The organism is Massilia sp. NBRC 108631 (assembly GCF_059704565.1).
The window spans coordinates 54,487-74,249 of the sequence record NZ_BAAKJE010000004.1 but is presented as its reverse complement, the minus strand read 5'-3'; the positions used below and the strand labels follow the sequence as shown (position 1 = coordinate 74,249).

Sequence of the window (19,763 nt, the reverse complement as noted above, 5' to 3'; positions counted from 1 at the left end):
CCACCTTGGACGCCTGCCCGGCCGGCACCAGGTAGCCGCCGGCCGGCGCCGCCAGCTGCAAGTTGGGCACCACTTCGTCGCGCAGCGGCACGGTCCAGGTCTGCGGCTTGCTCTCGTCGTAGCGGGTCCACAGCGCGCCGGACACGTCGGACGGGGTGCGCGTGTACTCGTAGCCCGCGAACTGGATCATGCGCGTGCGGTCGGTGGTGCGGTAGCTGAGCGGCACCAGCTGGTTGCCCAGGTTCAGCGCGCGCTCGTCGGCCGCCTGCGCCAGCTTGCGCCACTCGGCGCCGTGCTCGGCCACCTGCGACAGCAGCGAGACGATGGTGTTGCGCGTGATGCGCACGCGGGTCGGATAATCCTTCCACGAATGGGTTTCCACCAGCATCGCGAAACGGTTGCGCAGCGGGAAGTAGCCGGTCGAAAAGCGCGGCGCCGGCATGCTGTCCTCGAAGCCCGACTGCGGGTCGTCGGTCTTGGCGAAGGAGATGTAGAAATGCTTGGGATCGGAGCCCTGCTTGCGCAAGTCGTCCATCACCGCTTCGCGCAGCGCCAGGCCGGCCGGCATCAGCGCCGCGTCGCCGCCGTGCACCGGCTCCACCTGGATCGACACGTCCGGCTGGAACTTGGCGCCATCGGTGACGTGCAGGTCGATATAGGCCAGCGGGTCCCAGGCGTTGACCAGCGCCAGCATGGCGTGCATTTCCGGCGCGTCGGCCTTGATGTAGTCGCGGTTCAGGTTGTAGTTCTGCGACGTGGTGCGCCAGCCCATGGCCAGCGGGCCGCGCTGGTTGGGACGGTTCCACTGGCCGAAGCGCTCGTGGCCGTCGACGTTAAACACCGGCACGAACAGCAGCACCTGCTTGTCCAGCGCGCCCGGCGCGGCCTTGCCCTCCAGCGCTTCGCGCAGCGCCAGGAAGCCGGCGTCCTTGCCGTCGATCTCGCCGGCGTGGATGCCGCCCTGCACCAGCAGCACCGGCAGGCCGCGTTTTTTGGCCTGCTCCGCCGTCAGCGCGCCGGTGCGCGACACGGCCAGCGCCAGCATCGGCCGGCCTTCCGGCGTGCGGCCGAATTCGAAGCAGCGCACCTGCTTGGGGTAGGCGGACTGGAAAGCCTTGCACAGCTGCTGCACTTCCTCGTAGCGGCCGGTTTCCTGGAAACCGGAGCGCTCCGCAGCGGTGACCAGCGTGGACGGGGCGGCGGCATGGGCCAGGGGCAAATGGGTCAGCGGCAAGGCGGCGGACAGGGCGAGCAGCAAGGCACTACGTTTCATGTATCGGGACTCCAGCGGTTGAGGGGAATGCAACATCCGGAAATTATAGAGCGAGCCGGGCCGCAGCAGGTAGCGCAGGCCCGGCCATGCCGCAATGGCGCCCTACCGCGCCGCCGGCTGGACGGCGATCTCGCGGCCCTGGGGGCGGACCGGCGTCATCAGCGGCGCAGCGGCGGCCCTGGCGCGCGCCGCTGCCGCCGGGCAGCTGCCGCTGGCCATGTACTGCAGCGCAACCGACAGCTGCCCCTCGGCCGGATCGCCCAGCGCGCGCGACAGGTCGTCGTTCGCCGGGCAGGTGGGCGCAAAGCCGTCCGCGTAGTCGCTCTGGCCTTTCTGGTTATAGCTTTGGTACTGCACCATGAAATAGGTGATGCCGCAGTTCGGCGCCGGCGAGAACGAGTACGGCTTGCCGCAGGTGGCGCCGCCGACGATAGTCACTTCCACGTCCACGCCGCGCAGGCTGTTGATGAGCATTTCGCTGGCCGAGCAGGTGCCGGGCCCGGTCAGCACCGTCACGCGCTTGAGGCCCAGGTAAGGCAGCTCGGTGCCGCTCTTGGCCGGGTCCAGGGAACTGAAGCCGATCGCCTTGCTGCGGAAGGCGGTGGGCTGGCGCGGCGCGATCCTGTCGCTGCCGACCGGGCGCTCGAAGATCTTGCCCTCGGTCTGCAGCGGCCCGGCGACCATGTAGGCCAGTTCGCTGGCCACCAGCACCAGGCCGCCGCCGTTGTAGCGCAGGTCGATCACCAGCTCGGACACCTTGGCCGCCTGGAACTGGCTGAACGCCTTGATCAGCTGGTTCTCGGCCACGCCGGTGTGCTCGTTGAACAGCAGGTAGCCGACCTTGGCGGAACCGGTGCTCAGCACCTTGGCCACCGGCACCGGCGGCGTGACCACGCGCGCGGCCACCATCACCACGTCGAGCTGGCGCTCGCCGCGCGCGACCACGTAGCGGTGCTGCTCGCCGGCCGCCACCGGGAACAGGGCGGCGTTCAGGCGCGCCACGCTGTCGGCGCCGCTGGCGTTGACGAAATCGAGCCCGTCCAGGCCGATCAGCCGGTCGCCGCGCTGCAGGCCGGCAAAATCCGCCGCCGTGCCCGGCGCCACGCCGGAGACGTGCCACACGCGCGGCACGCTGCCCGAGGCGCTGCTGCGCACCCACTGCACGCCGTAGCCCAGGTCCACGCCCTGCTCGATGTCGTCCCACTCGGCGCTGGTGTAGGTGAAGTGGTACTTGTCCTTGGGCTGGCCGGAGGCGGTCAGCAGCGGCGTCTTCAGGTCCTTGAAGTAGGCCAGCGGATCGGTGTAGCTGGACTGCTTCAGGTCCTTCGGCACTTCCTTGTACCAGAGATAGGTTTCGTCGGTGTACAGGCGCAGGAAATCCAGCTCGTCGGCCAGGGTGCCCTGGCGGTCCGGGTAGAACACGCCCGTGCGCGGCGCAACACACCGGTCCATCACCTCGATGGCGGCGGTGGGCGGCGGCTTGACCGGCGGCACCGGCGGCTCCACGGGGGGCGTGACGGGGGGCGTGACCGGCGGGGTCACGGGCGGCTCCGGCGTCACCGGCGGCGGTGGCGCGACGGGCTCGCCTTGCTGCTGGCCGCCGCCGCAGCCGGCCAGACCGGCCAGGCCCGCCGCCAGCAGCGCGGCCATGGCCTTGGCTGGGAAAGAAGTCATCGAAAGATTATAGCCGCCAAGCAAGTAGGCCCGGCGCCGAAGTTGCAACCAATTGCAAGCATCGGGCCGGGCCAGCCTCGCGCTTGCTATGCCGCGTGGTGCGTGGCGGCGGGCGCGTTGAAGCTGGCCAGCAGGCCCGCTTCCTTGGCCTTGGCCGCCTTCAGGTGGCGCTCCTTGACGTGGCCATAGCCGCGGATGTCCTCAGGAATGCTGGCGATGGCCACCGCCTGCGCCAGGTTGTCCGCGCTCAACTTGCCCAGCAGCCCGCCCACCGTGCTGCGGTACTCGGCGATCAGCGCGCGTTCCATCTTGCGCTCCTCCGTGTAGCCGAAGATGTCCAGCGCGGTGCCGCGCAGGCCTTTGAACCTGGCCAGCACGCCGAAGGCTTTCATCATCCACGGGCCGAACTGCTGCTTGATCAGGTGGCCTTCGGCGTCGGTCTTGGCCAGCAGCGGCGGCGCCAGGTGGAACGTGATCTGGTAGTCGCCTTCGAACATGTTCGCCACCTTTTCCCTGAACGCCGAATCGGTGTACAGCCGCGCCACTTCGTACTCGTCCTTGTAGGCCATCAGCTTGTAGAAGTAGCGCGCCACCGCTTCGGTCAGGCGCAGCTGCTTATTGCCGAGCTTGCCCTCTTCGGCGCGCACATGGTCCACGAACTGCTTGTACTTGGCGGCGTAGGACGCGTCCTGGTAAGCCGTCAGCAGTTCCATGCGGCGGTTGATGATGTCGTCCAGCGACTGGGTGCGCTTGAACTCGATCACCTTGGCCGGCGTGGTCATTTTCGTCACCAGGCCGAGGTCGTGCGCGGCGGTGCGGCCCCAGTTGAAGGCGGTCTTGTTGAAGCCGACCGACACGCCGTTCAGTTCAATCGCCTTGAGCAGCGACGCTTCCGTCAGCGGCACTTGCCCCTTCTGGAAAGCGTAGCCCAGCATGAACATATTGGTGGCGATGGCGTCGCCCATCAGCGCGGTGGCGATCTGGCCGGCGTCGACGAATTCCACGCGCTCGGCACCGCAGGCGCGCATGATTTCGCTTTGCGAAGCGGCGCCCGGGAACTGCCAGTCCGGGTTCTTCACGAACGCCGCCGTGGTGGCGCCGGTGGAGTTGACGGCGGCCCAGGTGCGGCCCTCGCCCATGCGCGACAGCGCGTCGCGGCTGGCCGTGACGATCTGGTCGCAGCCGATCACCAGGTTGGCCGCGCCGGTGCCGACGCGGGTCGAGTGCAGGTCGGACTGCCTGTCCGCCAGGCGCACGTGCGACATCACCGGGCCGCCCTTCTGCGCCAGGCCGCTCATGTCCAGTACCACCGCGCCCTTGCCTTCCACGTGCGCCGCCATGGCCAGGATCTGGCCCACGGTGACCACGCCGGTGCCGCCGATGCCGGTGATCAGGATGCCGTACGGCTCGGCGGTCGATTGCAGCACCGGCGACGGCAGCGCCGGCATGGCGGTGTCGCCGGAGGCGGCCTTCTTCGGCTTCTTCAGCGCGCCGCCTTCCACCGTCACGAACGACGGGCAGAAGCCGGTGGTGCAGGAGAAGTCCTTGTTGCAGGAGGACTGGTTGATCTGGCGCTTGCGCCCCAGTTCCGTTTCCAGCGGCTCCACCGACAGGCAGTTCGACTGCACCGAGCAGTCGCCGCAGCCTTCGCACACGGCTTCGTTGATCACGGCGCGCTTGGCCGGATCAGGGTATTCGTTGCGCTTGCGGCGGCGGCGCTTCTCGGAGGCGCAGGTCTGGTCGTAAATCATGGCCGACACGCCGGGCATGTCGCGCAGCTCGCGCTGCACGTCCATCAGCTCCGAACGGTGGCGCACGGTCACGCCTTCGGCCCACTTGTAGTCGTCCGGGTATTTGTCCGGTTCGTCGGTCACGACGATGATCGGCGTCACGCCCTCGGCCGCGATCTGGCGCGAGATCATGCCGGGATCGAGCGGGCCGTCGAAAGCCTGGCCGCCGGTCATGGCGACGGCGTCGTTGAACAGGATCTTATAGGTGATGTTGACCTTGGCCGCCACCGCCGCGCGGATCGCCAGGATGCCGGAGTGGAAGTAGGTGCCGTCGCCCAGGTTGGTGAACACGTGCTTCTCGTTGGTGAACGGCGCCTGGCCGACCCAGGTCACGCCCTCCGCGCCCATGTGGGTGAAGGTGGACGTTTCGCGGTCCATCCACAGCACCATGTAGTGGCAGCCGATGCCGGCCAGCGCGCGCGAGCCTTCCGGCACCTTGGTCGACGAGTTGTGCGGGCAGCCGGAGCAGAAGAACGGCGTGCGGTCGGTTTCCGGATTGGCTTTCACCGGCAGCGTCTTTAGCGCCAGCTCCTTCGCTTCCAGGAAGGCGATGCGCTCCTGCACCCGCTTGGCCACCGGATGGCCGGCGCAATAGTGCGCGATGCGCGAGGCGATGGCGCGCGCGATCTGCGCCGGGTTCAGCTCGTAGGTGGCCGGCAGCAGCCAGTCGCCGTGGCCGGTCTTGCCCTTGTTGCTCCACTCGCCGGTGTCGTCGAACTTGCCCACCACGCGCGGACGCTGGCCGTCCGGCAGGTTGTACAGCTCTTCCTTGAGCGCGTATTCCAGGATCTGGCGCTTCTCCTCCACCACCAGGATCTCGTCCAGGCCCTTGGCGAATTCATGCACGCCGTCCGCTTCCAGCGGCCAGGTCATGCCGATCTTGTACAGGCGGATGCCGATGTCGGCCGCGGCCTGCTCGTCGATGCCCAGGTCGGCCAGCGCCTGGCGCGTGTCGAGGTAGGACTTGCCGGCGGTGATGATGCCGATCTTCGGCTGGGGCGAGTCCCAGATGATCTTGTTCAGCTTGTTGGCACGGCAGTAGGCCAGCGCGGCGTACCACTTGTAGCTGTTCATGCGCACTTCCATGTCCAGCACGGTGTCCGGCCAGCGGATGTTCAGGCCGCCCGCCGGCAGTTCGAAGTCGGTCGGCAGCTCGATCTGCACGCGGTCCGGGTCGAAGTCGACCACGGCGCCCGATTCGATGATGTCGGTGACGCACTTCATCGACACCCACAGGCCGGTGTAGCGGCTCATGGCCCAGGCGTGCAGGCCGTAGTCGATGTATTCCTGCACCGAGGACGGGTACAGCACCGGGATGCCGCAGGCGTTCAGGATGTGGTCGGACTGGTGCGCGGTGGAGGACGACTTGGCGGCGTGGTCGTCGCCGGCCAGCACCAGCACGCCGCCGTGCTTGGCCGAGCCGGCGTTGTTGGCGTGCTTGAAGACGTCGCCGCAGCGGTCCACGCCCGGGCCCTTGCCGTACCACATGGAGAATACGCCATCGTACTTGGCGTCCTCGAACAGATTGGTCTGCTGGGTGCCCCAGACGGCGGTGGCCGCCAGGTCTTCGTTCATGCCGGGGTGGAATTTGACGTGGTGCGCGTCGAGGTATTTCTTGGCCTTCATGGCCGTCATGTCGACGCTGGTGACGGGCGAACCGCGGTAGCCGGTGATGTAGCCGGCCGTGTTCAGGCCCGCTTTCAGGTCGCGCTCGCGCTGCATCATGGGCAGGCGGATCAGCGCCTGGGTGCCGGTCATGAAGGCGCGGCCGCGCTCCAGGGTCCATTTGTCGTCTAGCGAAATGTCTTGCGCTGGCTTACCGGATTCCAGGTGGGAATCTTTGACTGGTGCGTTCATACTTAGTCTCCACTATTTCTCGGGTGCCCGGCGCGCCGTTCTGTGCGGCGCTGGCGGGTTACGCTGCGCTAACCCGCCGTGCGGGTTGCGCGCTGGTATATCGCAGGGCGGGCTAGCGCAGCGCGCGTCGCCCGCCAAATTAAACCGCTGCCTTGTCGTCTTTCAATACGCCGCGCTTGATCTGGTCCAGTTCGATGGACTCGAACAGCGCGCGGAAGTTGCCTTCGCCGAAGCCCTGGTCGCCCTTGCGCTGGATGATCTCGAAGAAGATCGGTCCGATCACGTTGGTGGTGAAGATCTGCAGCAGCAGCTCGCGCTCGCTCTCGGCGCTGTGGCCGTCGATCAGGATGCGCAGGCGGCGCAGCTCTTCGAGGTTCTCGCCGTGGTGCGGCAGGCGGCGGTTGACCAGCTCGTAATAGGTCTCGATGGTGTCCTGGAACACGATGCCGGTGTCGCGCATGGCCTGGATCGACTGGTAGATGTTGTCCGTGCCCAGCGCGATGTGCTGGATGCCCTCGCCGTGGTAGGCGTCCAGGTATTCGGCGATCTGCGACTTGTCGTCCGACGATTCATTGATCGGGATGCGGATCTTGCCGCACGGCGAGGTCATGGCTTTCGACTTCAGGCCGGTCAGCTTGCCTTCGATGTCGAAGTAGCGGATTTCGCGGAAGTTGAACAGGTTCTCGTAGAACGAGGCCCATTCCTTCATGCGGCCGCGGTGCACATTGTGGGTCAGGTGGTCGATATAGGTCAGGCCGTTGCCTACCGGGTTGGCCACCGCGCCGGGGATCGCCACGAAGTCCACGTCGTAGATGCTGATGTCGCCGATGGCGCCGGCCGGCACGCCGCTGGCGGCGTTCTTGCCGCGCCAGCGGTCCACGAAGTACAGCAGCGAGTCGCCCACGCCCTTGATGGCGGGAATGTTCAGCTCCATCGGGCCGGTCTTGTTGTCGAAGCCCCAGGCGCCCAGTTCCAGCGCGCGCTGGTAGGCGAAGGCGGCGTCGTCCACCCGGATGGCGATGGCGCACACCGACGGACCGTGCTGGCGCGCGAAGCGCTGCGCGAACGAATCCTGTTCGGCGTTGATGATGAAGTTGATCTCGCCCTGGCGGTACAGGGTGACGTCCTTGTGGCGATGGCGGGCGATGGCGGTAAAACCCATGCTCTCGAACAGCGCGCCCAGGGCCTTGGGGTCCGGCGCCGCGTACTCGACAAACTCAAAGCCGTCGGTACCCATGGGGTTGTCCCAGGATTCGAATTTCATGTGCGTCTCCTATGCTTATTTTCCGCCCAGTATAGTCCTCGGCGGGCGGCATTAAATTGCGAACAATTCCCGGACACGCTGGATTTGCGCAATAATATTGCTTGTAACCTGACCAAAAGAGGGATTTATGACCAAGATTGCGCTCGATAAAACCGATCGTAAGATTCTTGCTATCTTGCAAAGCGACGGCCGCCTGTCCAACCAGGACGTGGCGGAACAAGTCAGCCTGTCGCCGTCGCCGTGCCTGCGCCGCATCAAGCGCCTGGAAGAGGAAGGCGTGATCCGCCAGTACGTGGCGCTGCTGGACCCGGACAAGATCGGCCTGGGCCTGCTGGCCTATGTGAACGTGCGCCTGGAGAAACACAGCGACGCGGCGGCCGCCAACCACAGCACCGCGCGCGCGCTCGGCGTCAACCCCAGCGGCACCTCGCCGCGCGCCGACTTCGCCGTGGCGGTGGAGCAGTGGCCGGAAGTGGTGGCCTGCTATGCGATGACGGGGGAAATGGACTACCTGCTGCGGGTGCACGTGGAAGACATGGACCACTTCTCGCGCTTCATGATGGCGACCTTGCTGCGCCACCCGGCGGTGCTGGACGTGAAGTCCAGTTTCGCGCTGCAGCGGGTGAAGGACACCACCGCGCTGCCGCTGGTTTGAGTCCCGGCCGCGGGGCCTAGCGGTCCTGCTTCTTGCGGCCCGGCAGCTTGTCGAACCATTTGACGGCGGCGCGGGTGTTGGCCTTGATCGCGTAGTCCAGCGTGGCCACCTGCTCCTCCACCGCCTCCTGCAGCATGCTGACCGGGTTGGCCAGCTCCAGCTTCAGGTAGGCGTCGGCCTCGCCGTAGTCGCGGTGGATCTGCATGCCGGCCTTTTTGGCGATATGCATCATGGTCTGGTTGGACGACAGGCAGTGCATGTACAGGGTGTCGACGTCGTTGTTGCGGCAATGGATGGCGGCGCGCTCGAACAGCTTGGAGCCGATGCCCAGCCCGCGCGCCGACTTCGACACCGACACGCCGAACTCCGCCACCCGTTCCTTCTCGGTGGCCGAGTTCTTGGCCTCCTTGGGCGCGAATGCCAGGTGGCCGACCGCCACCAGCTTGAAGACGCGGTTGTAGACCCCGAACACCATGTCGCGCGAAAAATCGATGCCCTGCACGTACTTGGCGACCTGCTCGTCGCCCAGGTAGGAACCGAAGCGCAGCAGGCGGTCGGCTTTTTCCAGGGCCAGGAAATGCTTCAGCATGCGCCGCCGGTCGCGCTCGGCCAGCTCCTTGACCATGACGGTCGGGCGGTACTTGCTGCCCTTGAGCCAGCGCCGCAGCGGATTGCGGAACATGTTCAGCCTAGTCATCGTCGTCCTCCGCGGTGGCCACGCCCAGGGCGGCGCGCACGGCGCCGACGCGGGCGCGGTGCACCATTTCCGGTATGCGCTGCGGGTGTTCGGTGCAGCGCTGGGCGATCTCGCCAGCATTCACGCCGCGCGCGGCGGCCAGCGACTTTTCCAGGTGTGCCAGCTGCGGGAAAGGCTTGTCGCGGAAGCTCACGCCGTTGCCTTCGCGGCCGCAGGAATCGCATTCGGTGGCCAGCAGCATCTGCGTGAAGCGGGCCGGCTTGCGGAAGGCGTCGCAGCGCTCCAGCAGCTTGACGATGGTGTTCGGGCGCAGCTGCAGCGCCCGGCCCACGTTGCCGTGCTCGCGCGCGGTCATCACCGCCAGGTCGCGGCACTCGCTGGGCACTTTCAGGCGCTTGCACACCTGCTCCACCAGCTTGGCGCCGTCGCCCTCGTGGCCGTGGTGCGCGGGCCATTTTTCCGGCGGGGTGACGCCCTTGCCCAGGTCGTGCATCAGGCTGGCGAAGCGCACCGGCAGCTCGTGGCCGCGCGCGGCGGCGTAGTCCACCACCAGCTGCATGTGGATGCCGGTGTCGATTTCAGGGTGGTGCGCTTCGGGCTGCGGCACGCCCCACAGCGCGTCCAGCTCCGGCACGATGCGCGCCAGCGCGCCGCAGTCACGCAGCACCTGCAGCATGCGCGACGGCTTCTGCTCCATCAGCCCGCGCGACACTTCCTGCCACACGCGCTCGGGCACCAGCGCGTCCACTTCGCCCTGCTCCACCATGTTGCGCATCAGCGCATTGGTTTCGGGCGCCACGCGGAAATCCGGATAACGCGCGGCAAAGCGCGCCACGCGCAGGATGCGCACCGGGTCTTCGGCGAAGGCTGCCGAGACGTGGCGGAAAATGCGTTGTTCGATGTCGCGCCGGCCGTTGAACGGATCGGTCAATGTGCCGTCTTCGGCCCTGGCGATGGCGTTGATGGTCAGATCGCGCCGCACCAGGTCCTGCTCCAGCGTCACCTCGGACGAGGTGTGGAACACGAAGCCCTTGTAGCCGGGCGCGGTCTTGCGCTCGGTGCGGGCCAGCGCGTATTCCTCCTGCGTCTTCGGGTGCAGGAACACCGGGAAGTCCTTGCCGACCGGGCGGTAGCCCTGCGCCAGCATGTCTTCCGGCGTGGCGCCGACCACCACGTGGTCGTGATCCTGCACCGGCAGGCCGAGCAGCTCATCGCGCACCGCGCCGCCGACGACGTAGATCCTCATTGCCATATCCTTCGGCATCCTCAGTCCGGCATTTCCGCGTCGTGCAGCGGGCAGGTTTCGGTTTCGGCCTGCGCCTCGCTGATCCAGCGCGCCACCGCCGGATGGGCGCGCACGCGTTCGCAGTAGGCGTTCAGCGCGGGCGGCAGCACCACGCCGTAGGTCTTGAAGCGCATCACCACCGGCGCGTAGTAGGCGTCGGCGATGGAGAACTCGCCGAACAGGAATTCGTGGTGGCCGAAGCGGCTCAGGCACTCTTCCCAGATTTCGCTGATGCGGCCGATATCGGCCTGGGTGCCGGGCGTGCGGCCCTTGCCGGGATAGCTGCCCTTGATGTTCATCGACATCGAGTTGCGCAGGCTGGAGAAACCGGAATGCATTTCGGCGCAGACCGAACGCGCCATCGCGCGCGCGGCCACATCCTGCGGCCACATGTGTTTTTCGGGGAACTGCTCGGCCAGGTACTCGCAGATGGCCAGGCTGTCCCAGATCGTCATTTCGCCGGCCAGCAGCACCGGCACCCGGCCGCAGGCCGAGAATTCGGCGATCTTGCTGGCGGTGTCGTTCTGGTCCAGCAGCACGCGCACTTCCTGGAACGGGATGTTGAAGGCGGTCATGGCCACCCAGGGCCGCATCGACCACGAGGAATAATTCTTGTTGCCGATAACAAGGGTCAGGCCGGGCGCGCGCGCGGCGGCCAGGGTTTGCGACAGCGTAGGATCGAGTACGGTGGTTTGCATAGGTGTTCCCGGTTTTGAAATAGTGTCAGCGGCCGCCGTAAGTGGCTTCGCTGCGTTCCTGTTCCGTATAGCCTTTCGGCCCGACCGTGCCCAGGCGCGCCTTCAGCGACTGCGGGCGGCCCTCGAACAGGGCGGCGTAATAGGTGGCGTTCGACATCACGTTTTTCACGTAGACGCGCGTTTCGAAGAACGGAATCGACTCAATGAACACCGCGCTTTCCATCGGCTTGCCCAGCGTCGAGCGCCACGAGCGCAGGCGCCCCGGCCCGGCGTTGTAGGCGGCGGTGGCCAGCACCTGCGAACCGTCCATGCTGCCCAGCACCATGTTCATGTAGTTGGTGCCCAGCATGATATTGGTCTTGACGTCGGTGATGGCGTCCTGCACGAAGTCGGTCACGCCGATCTTCTTGGCCACCCAGCGCGCGGTGGACGGCATCACCTGCATCAGGCCGGAGGCGCCGGCGTGCGATTGCGCGTCCATGATGAAGCGCGATTCCTGGCGGATGATGCCGTACACCCAGGCCTTGTCCAGGCCCAGCGTCTGCGTGGCCGGATGCATGATGTCGTCGTGCGGCGACGGGAAGCGCTGGGTGTAGTCGACCTGCACCCGGGTGCGGTCGGACGTATTGACCATGCGGTCCAGGATATGGTGCTGGCGCGCCAATTCGGCGGCGGCCAGGTGGCCGCGCTCGTCCAGGCTGCGCAGCTCCCAGTTCCATTCGCGCGTGCCTTCGAAGCGCAGCCGCATGCCGAAGAATTTGAGCGCGCGCTGGAAGCCGGGGCGCTCGCCGATGGCGGCCACTTCGGCCGGCGCCAGCGGCGCGCCCGGCGGCGGGATGCTGATCAGGTGGCCCAGTTCCTCCTGCGCCAGCAGGCCGTAGAAGTTGGCCTGGTCGGCGATGCCGCGCAGCAACTGGGCCGCTTCCGGCGTCGGATGCAGCGCGCCCGACTCGGCCATCAGGGCGCGGGCGCGCCAGTAGATCCAGGCCGGATCGGTGCGCAGCGCCTCGGGCATGGCGGCGATGTTCTTCTTGACCTGCGGCCAGTCGCCGTCGCGCAGCGCGATGCGGGTCTTCCACTGGTGCTGGTCGATCGACAGCGGCGCGCCCTCCGACTTGCGCCAGTAGGCGCTGGTGTCCGGCGACAGCGAATAGGACGACTGCAGCGCGATGGCGGCCCAGCCGATGGCCTGCTCCTGCGCGCTCAGCTGCGGCGCGGCTTTTTCCAGCGCCAGCACGGCCAGCTTCATGCTGGTCTTGGCGGCGCGGCCGACGGCCACCAGGAAGGTTTCATGTTCCACCCGGCCGCTGCCCGGGCCCTTGGCGATGGCCACCAGCGGCAGGTCCACCGCCTGGGTGATCTTCTTGTCCACGCCGCCCAGCAGCAGGATGGCGCGGCGCGCCTGGCCGGTGGCGTTGAATTCGCCCGCCAGGCGCACCTGCGCCCACACATCGTCGGCGCCGAACTGGCCGGCCTGGTACAGGGTCGCGATCAGGCCGGCGCAGGCCTCGCCGTAACCGTTGGGCGCGGTCAGCAGGGCGCGCGCCTCGTCGGCCACCTTCAGGCCCTTCAGGGCGCGGGACTGCAGTCCGTAGCACTTGACCTGGGTGTCGTCGTTGAGCACGAACAGCGGCAGCTGGTCGTCGAAGTTGGGCCAGTCCTTCTTGCGCCCCAGCTCCAGCAGCCAGTCGTTGCGCAGCCGGTCGGCGATGGCGCTGCCTTCGTAGCGCTTGAGGAATTCGCGGATCTCGTAGGTGGTGGCGTCACGCCAGCGCGATTTCAGCCGATAATAATCGACATAGGAAGGAATCGAATAGTTGGGCAGGCGGGCGGCGTAGAAGTCGGCCTTCTGCGTCTCATCCTTGCGTACCGCTTCGCGCAGCAGCAGGAAGGCGTCATCCTCTTTGCGGGTATCCGCGCCGGCGTCCTGGGCACGAGCCACGCTGGCAAAGGCGCATAGTGCGGCGGCAGCAAGCGCGGCGCCGGCAATCCATTTCGACCTGGAAATCAATGTACGACTCTCACAAAAATTCAAGACAGACTCACGACATGAGCAGCGACCCTAGAATACCACGCAACGCCCTCCAGCCCCTAGCTCAGCCAGAGGGCGGCCAGCCGAAATCGGCGCTGCGCAAACACATGCTGGCGGCGCGCCGCGCAGTGGACGCGGACACCCGCGCGCAGTGGGACCGTGCGCTATGCCGGCAGGTGCTGGCGTGGCAACAGAAAAACAAGGCGCCAGCGCTGGGCGTGTATTGGCCGCTGCGCGACGAGCCGGACCTGCACCCGGCCTACGCCGAGCTGGCGCGGCGCGGCGTGCGGCTGCTGCTGCCGGTGGTGGTGCGCAGGGATGCGGCGCTCGAATTTGCGCACTGGCAGATCGGCGAGGCGATGGTGAAGGATGCGATGGGGGTGGCGGTGCCGGCCGACTTGCGCATGGAGGCGTACCCGCCGGCGCTGCTGGTGCCGTGCCTGGGCTACAACCGGCACGGCTACCGGCTGGGCTACGGCGGCGGCTTTTATGACCGGACCCTGGCGCGCGCGCCGCGCCCGGCCACCGTCGGCATTGCGTATTCCTGCCTGCTCGCCGACTTCCCCGATGATAGCCACGACATCGCGCTCGATGCCGTGCTGACCGAACTGGACGCTTAGACCAGGCGCTGCCAGAGCGCCGTGGTGGCGGCGGCCTGGTTCATGCTGTAGAAGTGCAGGCCGGGCGCGCCGCCCGCCAGCAGGCGCTCGCACAGGCTGCCCACCACGTCCAGGCCGAAGGCCTTGATGGCGGCGCTGTCGTCGCCGAAGCTGGCCAGCTTCAGGCGCACCCAGCGCGGAATCTCGGCGCCGCACATGTCGGAAAAGCGCATCAGCTGCGTGTAGTTGGTGATCGGCATGATGCCGGCCACGATGGGCACCGCGATACCCAGCTTTTGGGCCTGCTCTACGAACTGGAAATAGGCGTCGGCGTTGTAGAAATACTGCGTGATGGCGGCGTTGGCGCCCGCCTTCACCTTGCGCTCGAAGGCCAGCAGGTCGTCCTGCGGCGACTTGGCCTGCGGGTGCACTTCCGGATAGGCCGCCACTTCGATGTGGAACCAGTCGCCCGTTTCGGCGCGGATGAACTCGACCAGCTCGTTGGCGTAGCGGAACTCGCCGGAGGCGCCGTAGCCGCTCGGCAAGTCGCCGCGCAGCGCCACGATGCGCTTGATGCCGTGCGACTTGTATTCGTTCAGGATGGCGCGGATCGACTCGCGCGTGCCGCCCACGCAGGACAGGTGCGGCGCCGCGTCCTCGCCGGCGGCCAGGATCTCGCGCACCGTGTCCAGGGTGCCGGTCTGCGTGGTGCCGCCGGCGCCGAACGTGACGGAGAAATACTTGGGGTGCAGCTCGGACAGCTGGGCGCGCACCGCGCGCAGCTTTTCCGCTCCTTCCGCCGTCTTGGGCGGAAAGAATTCGATACTGAAATTAGGGGTTTCCATCGGCATTCTTCAGAAGTAAGGTGGACAAAGCCCAGGAAATCACACTGTACAAAATGGCGCCGCCCATGGCGGACCAGAAGCTGTCGACATGGAAGCCGTCGATCCATTGCGCCACCAGCCAGAACATGAAGCCGTTGATGACCAGGATGAACAGGCCCAGCGACAGCAGCGTCACCGGCAGCGTGAGCAGCACCAGGACGGGCCGTATCAGTGTGTTGACCAGGCCCAGCACTAAGGCTGCGACCAGGGCTGCGCCTATGCTCGTGACATCGACGGAATGCATCAGGTAGGGCACGGCGAACAGCGCCGCGGCATTGATTAACCAGGTAAGGACCAAACGCATAGATAAGCCTCGCAGCGGATAAACAAAGGGCCGGCTGCGAGCCGGCCCGGTTCACTGATTAGTAGCGGTAGTGTTCAGGCTTGTAAGGGCCTTCTTTTTTCACGTTGATGTAGGCGGCCTGCTCTTCGGTCAGCTCGGTCAGCTGCGCGTTCAGCTTGCGCAGCTGCAGGCGGGCGACCTTCTCGTCCAGGTGCTTCGGCAGCACGTACACGCCGACCGGGTAGGCCTTGGTGTTGGCGAACAGTTCGATCTGGGCGATGGTCTGGTTGGCGAAGGAGGACGACATCACGTACGACGGGTGGCCCGTGCCGCAGCCCAGGTTCACCAGGCGGCCTTCGGCCAGCAGGATGATGCGCTTGCCGCTCGGGAAGATCACGTGGTCCACCTGCGGCTTGATGTTTTCCCAGGTGTACTTCTTCAGCGCGGCGACGTCGATCTCGTTGTCGAAGTGGCCGATGTTGCAGACGATGGCCTGGTCCTTCATGGCCAGCATGTGCTGCTCGGTCAGGATGTGGTAGTTGCCGGTGCAGGTGACGAAGATGTCGCCGTGTTCGGCGGCGTAGTCCATGGTCACCACGCGGTAGCCTTCCATCGCGGCCTGCAGCGCGCAGATCGGATCGATCTCGGTGACCCACACTTGCGCCGACAGCGCGCGCATGGCTTGCGCCGAGCCCTTGCCCACGTCGCCGTAGCCGGCGATGACGGCGATCTTGCCGGCGATCATGACGTCGGTGGCGCGCTTGATGCCGTCCACCAGCGATTCGCGGCAGCCGTACAGGTTGTCGAACTTGGACTTGGTGACCGAATCGTTCACGTTGATGGCAGGGAAAGCCAGCTTGCCTTCCTTGTGCATCTGGTACAGGCGGTGCACGCCGGTGGTGGTCTCTTCGGTCACGCCGAGGATGGCCGGCAGGCGCTTGGAGTACCAGGTGGCGTCTTTCGCCAGGTGGGCCTTGATCGAGTTGAACAGGCAGATCTCTTCTTCCGAACCGGGGTTGGCCAGCACCGAGATGTCGGTTTCGGCGCGGGTGCCCAGGTGCAGCAGCAGGGTGGCGTCGCCGCCGTCGTCCAGGATCATGTTCGAGTACACGCCTTCGCCCGGCCACTCGAAGATGCGGTGCGTGTAGTCCCAGTATTCGTCCAGCGACTCGCCCTTGACGGCGAACACCGGGGTGCCGGCGGCGGCGATGGCGGCGGCGGCGTGGTCCTGGGTCGAGTAGATGTTGCACGAGGCCCAGCGCACTTGCGCGCCCAGCGCTTCCAGCGTGCGGATCAGCACGGCGGTCTGGATGGTCATGTGCAGCGAACCGGTGATGCGCGCGCCCTTCAGCGGCTGGGCGGCCGCGAATTCCTCGCGGATGGCCATCAGGCCGGGCATTTCGGTTTCAGCGATCTTGATTTCTTTTTCGCCCCATGCGGCCAGGCCGATGTCAGCGATGATGTAGTCTTGTGCGGATTTGAGTACGGCGTTCATCACGCCCTCCTTTCAATGGTTGAAAAAAGTAACGTGAGCGCGGTGTTGATTCCGAGCCTGGCCAGCCGTACGGCGGGTCGCAGCGCTCCTCGGAAGGGAGATTCTAGCAGAAACAGGACTAGCGGGGTCAGACCCGATGGGTCTGACCCGGCTTTTTTTTAGCTCAGGCCGGCGGCGGCGCGCAGGGCAGCCACCTTGTCGGTGCGCTCCCAGCTGAATTCCGGCTCTTCGCGGCCGAAGTGGCCGTAGGCGGCGGTCTTCTGGTAGATCGGACGCAGCAGGTCCAGCATCTGCACGATGCCTTTCGGGCGCAGGTCGAAGTGCTCCAGCACCAGCTTGGCGATGGCGTCGTCCGAAATCACGCCGGTGCCTTCGGTGTAGACGGTGATGTTGATCGGACGGGCGATGCCGATCGCGTACGACACCTGCACCTGGCACTGGCGCGCCAGGCCGGCCGCGACGATGTTCTTGGCCACGTAGCGCGCGGCGTAGGCGGCCGAACGGTCAACCTTGGAGGGGTCCTTGCCGGAGAACGCGCCGCCGCCGTGCGGGGCTGCGCCGCCGTAGGTGTCGACGATGATCTTGCGGCCGGTCAGGCCGCAGTCGCCCTGCGGGCCGCCGATGACGAAGCGGCCGGTCGGGTTGACCAGGAATTTGGTGTCCTTCAGCCAGCCGGACGGCAGCACCGGCTTGATGATCTCTTCGATCACCGCTTCTTCGATCTGCTTGTGGCTCACTTCCGGCGCGTGCTGGGTCGACAGCACCACGGTGTCGACCGACACCGGGCGGCCGTCGACGTAGCGCAGCGTCACTTGCGACTTGGCATCCGGACGCAGCCATGGCAGGCGGCCGTCCTTGCGCAGCTGCGACTGGCGCTCGACCAGGCGGTGCGCGTAGTAGATCGCGGCCGGCATCAGTTCCGGGGTTTCGTCGCAGGCGTAGCCGAACATCAGGCCCTGGTCGCCGGCGCCCTGGTCCAGGTCCAGGCCGGCGCCTTCGTCCACGCCCTGGGCGATGTCCGGCGACTGCTTGTCGTAGCACACCATGACGGCGCAACCCTTGTAGTCGATGCCGTAGTCGGTGTTGTCGTAGCCGATGCGCTTGATGGTTTCGCGCGCTACTTGAATATAATCAACGTTGGCATGCGTGGTAATCTCGCCTGCCAGCACCACCAGGCCGGTGTTGCACAGGGTTTCAGCGGCTACGCGCGCTTTCGGGTCTTGCGCCAGGATGGCGTCGAGAATGGCGTCCGAAATCTGGTCGGCAACCTTGTCCGGGTGGCCTTCAGATACGGATTCCGAGGTGAAGAGGTAGTCGTTGGAAGACATCGCAAGCTCCTGATACTGGTTTTGTAAACATGTCGCAACAACCAATATGGCTTGCGACGCTTTAGCGATATTTATATTCCGCTTCGCAAGTTGTCTGTTAACTCAGCGGATACTGCATACGTGGTATTTTACGCTTCTTTTAAAAACTTTTGGCAAGGCAAAATTTTTTGCCCCGCTCGAATCCTCCATGCTTGTCACCATATTCCGCTTCCTTTCCGTCTTTCCCTTGCCAGTCTTGCACGCCCTGGGCGCCGCGCTCGGCTGGCTGGTGTATCTGCTGTCGCCATCGCACCGGCGCCGCATGCGCGACAATATGCGCCAGGCCGGCGTCGAGCGCCATCTGGGCGCCGCGATTGCCGAGTCTGGCAAGAGCATACTGGAATTGCCGTTTATCTGGTGCGCGCCTCCGGAGCGCGTGTCGCGCCACGCCAGCACCGAGAATTGGGAGCTGGTGCAACGCACGCTGGACGCCGGGCGCGGGATTGTGTTCCTGACGCCACACCTTGGCTGTTTTGAAATTGTCGCCCAGGAAATTGCGCTGCGCACCGAACTGATGGTGATGTACCGGCCACCGAAAAAGGCGGCGCTGAAACCGCTGATCGAGGGCGCCCGCGCGCGCAAGAACCTGCTGCTGGCGCCGGCCAATATGTCCGGCGTGCGCATGCTGGCCAAGACGCTCAAGAAGGGCATGCCGATCGGCCTGCTGCCCGACCAGGTGCCGCAGGAAGGCGAAGGCGTGTTCGCCGACTTCTTCGGCCGCAGCGCCTACACCATGACCCTGCCGGCCAAGCTGGCGCAGCTGGGCGACGCGGTGGTGATCGTCACCTACGCCGAGCGGCTGCCGTTCGGCCGCGGCTATGTGATCCGCTTCGTGCCGTTCGAGGGCACGCTGGACGGCTCCAGCGCCGAGCAGGCGCGCGCCATCAACGCCGCCATGGAGCAGCTGATCGCGCGCGCGCCGGCGCAATATTACTGGAGCTACAACCGCTACAAGGTGCCGGCCGGCGCCGCGGCCGGCGCGGCCGCCACCCCGGAGGCGCCATGAAAGTGCTGCTGGGATTCATGTGGCTGCTGCACTGGCTGCCGCTGCCGGTGCTGGGCCGCTTCGGCAAGGCGGTCGGCTCGCTGCTGTTCATCGTCATGAAGCCGCGGCGCGACATCACGCTGACCAATCTGCGCCTGTGCCTGCCCGAACTGTCCGAGGCCGAGCGCACCGCGCTGGCGCGGCGCCATTTCCAGGCCTATTCGCGCAGCGTGTTCGAGCGCTCCATCCTGTGGTGGGCTTCCGAGGCGCGCCTGCAGCGCCTGATCAGGGTGGTGTCGTTCGACGGCGCCCACCCGGAGTCGGCCGGCATCCCGGTGGCGGCCATGACGGGCCAGCCCACCATCCTGCTGTGCCCGCACTTCGTGTGCCTGGACGTGGCCGGCGCGGCGATCGCCATGCAGGCGTCGGCCTCGTCCATGTACGTGCAGCAGAAGAACGCCGTGTTCGACAAGGTGCTGCGCGACGGCCGCGCCCGCTTCAAGCCGGTGCGCCTGTTCACGCGCCTGGACGGCATCAAGCCCATCCTGCGCGCGCTGAAGGAAAAGCTGCCCTACTTCATGCTGCCGGACATGGATTTCGGCGAAAAGGACGCCGAGTTCGTGCCTTTCTTCGGCGTGCAGGCGGCCACCCTGTCGGCCACCGCGCGCATCGCGGCGGCCACCGGGGCCCAGGTCATGCCGGTGATCAGCACCTTCCTGCCCGATTATCAGGGCTGGCAGGTAAAATTCTACGCGCCGTGGGACAATTACCCGGGTCCGGACATGGTGGAAGCGACGCGCCGCATGAACGCCTTCATCGAGGACCGCGTGCGCGAGGCCCCGGCCGAATATTTCTGGACGCATAAGCGCTTCAAGACGCGTCCCAACGGCGAGCCCTCCTTTTACGGCAAGGCCCGCTAAGCCAA

The 19,763-nt window shown here is 66.3% G+C and carries 16 protein-coding genes and 1 riboswitch; of the genes, 4 read left to right on the top strand and 12 right to left on the bottom strand.

Annotated elements, in window-relative coordinates; genetic code table 11:
• The 4 genes from AC6H42_RS00380 to hppD all read right to left on the bottom strand — a co-directional run.
• Nucleotides 1–1,273 (bottom strand): M14 family metallopeptidase (locus AC6H42_RS00380; RefSeq protein WP_497547123.1); only part of this gene is annotated, 1,273 nt, incomplete at its 3' end.
• A 102-nt stretch (nucleotides 1,274–1,375) separates the two neighbouring features.
• Nucleotides 1,376–2,947, bottom strand: a complete 1,572-nt coding sequence (locus AC6H42_RS00375) for a S41 family peptidase (RefSeq protein ID WP_057158389.1) — start codon at nucleotides 2,945–2,947, stop codon at nucleotides 1,376–1,378.
• 86 nt (nucleotides 2,948–3,033) lie between these two features.
• Complete coding sequence (locus AC6H42_RS00370) at nucleotides 3,034–6,594, bottom strand: indolepyruvate ferredoxin oxidoreductase family protein (protein ID WP_497547122.1); 3,561 nt, start codon at nucleotides 6,592–6,594, stop codon at nucleotides 3,034–3,036.
• Nucleotides 6,595–6,733: 139 nt separating this feature from the next.
• Nucleotides 6,734–7,858, bottom strand: coding sequence for a 4-hydroxyphenylpyruvate dioxygenase (hppD, locus tag AC6H42_RS00365; RefSeq protein WP_497547121.1), 1,125 nt, complete (start codon nucleotides 7,856–7,858; stop codon nucleotides 6,734–6,736).
• A gap of 127 nt (nucleotides 7,859–7,985) precedes the next feature.
• Between hppD and AC6H42_RS00360 the strand changes: the two genes are divergently transcribed.
• A complete protein-coding gene (locus AC6H42_RS00360; RefSeq protein ID WP_057158392.1) occupies nucleotides 7,986–8,513 on the top strand; it encodes an Lrp/AsnC family transcriptional regulator in 528 nt (175 codons plus the stop codon).
• A gap of 16 nt (nucleotides 8,514–8,529) precedes the next feature.
• Here the strand turns inward: AC6H42_RS00360 and AC6H42_RS00355 are convergent, their stop codons facing one another.
• From AC6H42_RS00355 to AC6H42_RS00340, 4 genes are read right to left on the bottom strand one after another with little or no spacing between them, the layout of a single operon-like run.
• A complete protein-coding gene (locus AC6H42_RS00355) occupies nucleotides 8,530–9,210 on the bottom strand; it encodes a GNAT family N-acetyltransferase (protein WP_057158393.1) in 681 nt (226 codons plus the stop codon).
• Complete coding sequence (locus AC6H42_RS00350; protein ID WP_057158686.1) at nucleotides 9,203–10,456, bottom strand: multifunctional CCA addition/repair protein; 1,254 nt, start codon at nucleotides 10,454–10,456, stop codon at nucleotides 9,203–9,205. Before AC6H42_RS00350 ends, AC6H42_RS00355 begins: the two co-directional genes overlap by 8 nt.
• Nucleotides 10,457–10,476: 20 nt before the next feature.
• On the bottom strand, nucleotides 10,477–11,193 hold the full coding sequence (locus tag AC6H42_RS00345) for a glutathione S-transferase family protein (RefSeq protein WP_057158394.1): 717 nt from the start codon (nucleotides 11,191–11,193) through the stop codon (nucleotides 10,477–10,479).
• 25 nt (nucleotides 11,194–11,218) lie between these two features.
• Nucleotides 11,219–13,204: a lytic transglycosylase domain-containing protein gene (locus AC6H42_RS00340; protein ID WP_057158395.1), complete on the bottom strand. Its 1,986-nt coding sequence runs from the start codon at nucleotides 13,202–13,204 to the stop codon at nucleotides 11,219–11,221.
• A 38-nt stretch (nucleotides 13,205–13,242) separates the two neighbouring features.
• Here AC6H42_RS00340 and AC6H42_RS00335 point away from each other — a divergent pair, with 38 nt between their 5' ends.
• Nucleotides 13,243–13,845: a 5-formyltetrahydrofolate cyclo-ligase gene (locus AC6H42_RS00335; protein ID WP_082552215.1), complete on the top strand. Its 603-nt coding sequence runs from the start codon at nucleotides 13,243–13,245 to the stop codon at nucleotides 13,843–13,845.
• On the opposite strand, the gene metF is transcribed toward AC6H42_RS00335, so the two are convergent.
• The 4 genes from metF to metK form a co-directional block, all read right to left on the bottom strand.
• Nucleotides 13,842–14,669, bottom strand: a complete 828-nt coding sequence (gene metF / locus AC6H42_RS00330) for a methylenetetrahydrofolate reductase [NAD(P)H] (RefSeq protein ID WP_057158397.1) — start codon at nucleotides 14,667–14,669, stop codon at nucleotides 13,842–13,844. The two genes, AC6H42_RS00335 and metF, sit on opposite strands and share 4 nt — an antisense overlap.
• Complete coding sequence (locus tag AC6H42_RS00325) at nucleotides 14,656–15,012, bottom strand: phage holin family protein (RefSeq protein WP_057158398.1); 357 nt, start codon at nucleotides 15,010–15,012, stop codon at nucleotides 14,656–14,658. The genes metF and AC6H42_RS00325 overlap by 14 nt, the downstream gene beginning before the upstream one ends.
• A 58-nt stretch (nucleotides 15,013–15,070) precedes the next feature.
• Nucleotides 15,071–16,486: an adenosylhomocysteinase gene (gene ahcY / locus AC6H42_RS00320; RefSeq protein ID WP_057158399.1), complete on the bottom strand. Its 1,416-nt coding sequence runs from the start codon at nucleotides 16,484–16,486 to the stop codon at nucleotides 15,071–15,073.
• Between the two features lie 28 nt (nucleotides 16,487–16,514).
• A riboswitch (S-adenosyl-L-homocysteine riboswitch) is annotated at nucleotides 16,515–16,583 on the bottom strand.
• Nucleotides 16,584–16,644: 61 nt separating this feature from the next.
• Nucleotides 16,645–17,814: a methionine adenosyltransferase gene (gene metK, locus AC6H42_RS00315; RefSeq protein ID WP_057158400.1), complete on the bottom strand. Its 1,170-nt coding sequence runs from the start codon at nucleotides 17,812–17,814 to the stop codon at nucleotides 16,645–16,647.
• 187 nt (nucleotides 17,815–18,001) lie between these two features.
• Here metK and AC6H42_RS00310 point away from each other — a divergent pair, with 187 nt between their 5' ends.
• A complete protein-coding gene (locus AC6H42_RS00310) occupies nucleotides 18,002–18,859 on the top strand; it encodes a lysophospholipid acyltransferase family protein (RefSeq protein WP_057158402.1) in 858 nt (285 codons plus the stop codon).
• Nucleotides 18,856–19,758 (top strand): LpxL/LpxP family acyltransferase, encoded by a 903-nt coding sequence (locus AC6H42_RS00305; protein ID WP_497547120.1) that lies wholly within the window; start codon nucleotides 18,856–18,858, stop codon nucleotides 19,756–19,758. Before AC6H42_RS00310 ends, AC6H42_RS00305 begins: the two co-directional genes overlap by 4 nt.
• The last annotated feature ends 5 nt before the right edge of the window (nucleotides 19,759–19,763 follow it).

Excerpts from the sequence above, each read along its gene's own strand:
- AC6H42_RS00375 (WP_057158389.1), bottom strand. The coding sequence starts at position 2,947 with ATGACTTCTTTCCCAGCCAAGGCCATGGCCGCGCTGCTGGCGGCGGGC.
- AC6H42_RS00370 (WP_497547122.1), bottom strand. The coding sequence starts at position 6,594 with ATGAACGCACCAGTCAAAGATTCCCACCTGGAATCCGGTAAGCCAGCG.
- hppD (WP_497547121.1), bottom strand. The coding sequence starts at position 7,858 with ATGAAATTCGAATCCTGGGACAACCCCATGGGTACCGACGGCTTTGAG.
- AC6H42_RS00360 (WP_057158392.1), top strand. The coding sequence starts at position 7,986 with ATGACCAAGATTGCGCTCGATAAAACCGATCGTAAGATTCTTGCTATC.
- AC6H42_RS00355 (WP_057158393.1), bottom strand. The coding sequence starts at position 9,210 with ATGACTAGGCTGAACATGTTCCGCAATCCGCTGCGGCGCTGGCTCAAG.
- AC6H42_RS00350 (WP_057158686.1), bottom strand. The coding sequence starts at position 10,456 with ATGAGGATCTACGTCGTCGGCGGCGCGGTGCGCGATGAGCTGCTCGGC.
- AC6H42_RS00345 (WP_057158394.1), bottom strand. The coding sequence starts at position 11,193 with ATGCAAACCACCGTACTCGATCCTACGCTGTCGCAAACCCTGGCCGCC.
- AC6H42_RS00335 (WP_082552215.1), top strand. The coding sequence starts at position 13,243 with ATGAGCAGCGACCCTAGAATACCACGCAACGCCCTCCAGCCCCTAGCT.
- metF (WP_057158397.1), bottom strand. The coding sequence starts at position 14,669 with ATGGAAACCCCTAATTTCAGTATCGAATTCTTTCCGCCCAAGACGGCG.
- AC6H42_RS00325 (WP_057158398.1), bottom strand. The coding sequence starts at position 15,012 with ATGCGTTTGGTCCTTACCTGGTTAATCAATGCCGCGGCGCTGTTCGCC.
- ahcY (WP_057158399.1), bottom strand. The coding sequence starts at position 16,486 with ATGAACGCCGTACTCAAATCCGCACAAGACTACATCATCGCTGACATC.
- metK (WP_057158400.1), bottom strand. The coding sequence starts at position 17,814 with ATGTCTTCCAACGACTACCTCTTCACCTCGGAATCCGTATCTGAAGGC.
- AC6H42_RS00310 (WP_057158402.1), top strand. The coding sequence starts at position 18,002 with ATGCTTGTCACCATATTCCGCTTCCTTTCCGTCTTTCCCTTGCCAGTC.
- AC6H42_RS00305 (WP_497547120.1), top strand. The coding sequence starts at position 18,856 with ATGAAAGTGCTGCTGGGATTCATGTGGCTGCTGCACTGGCTGCCGCTG.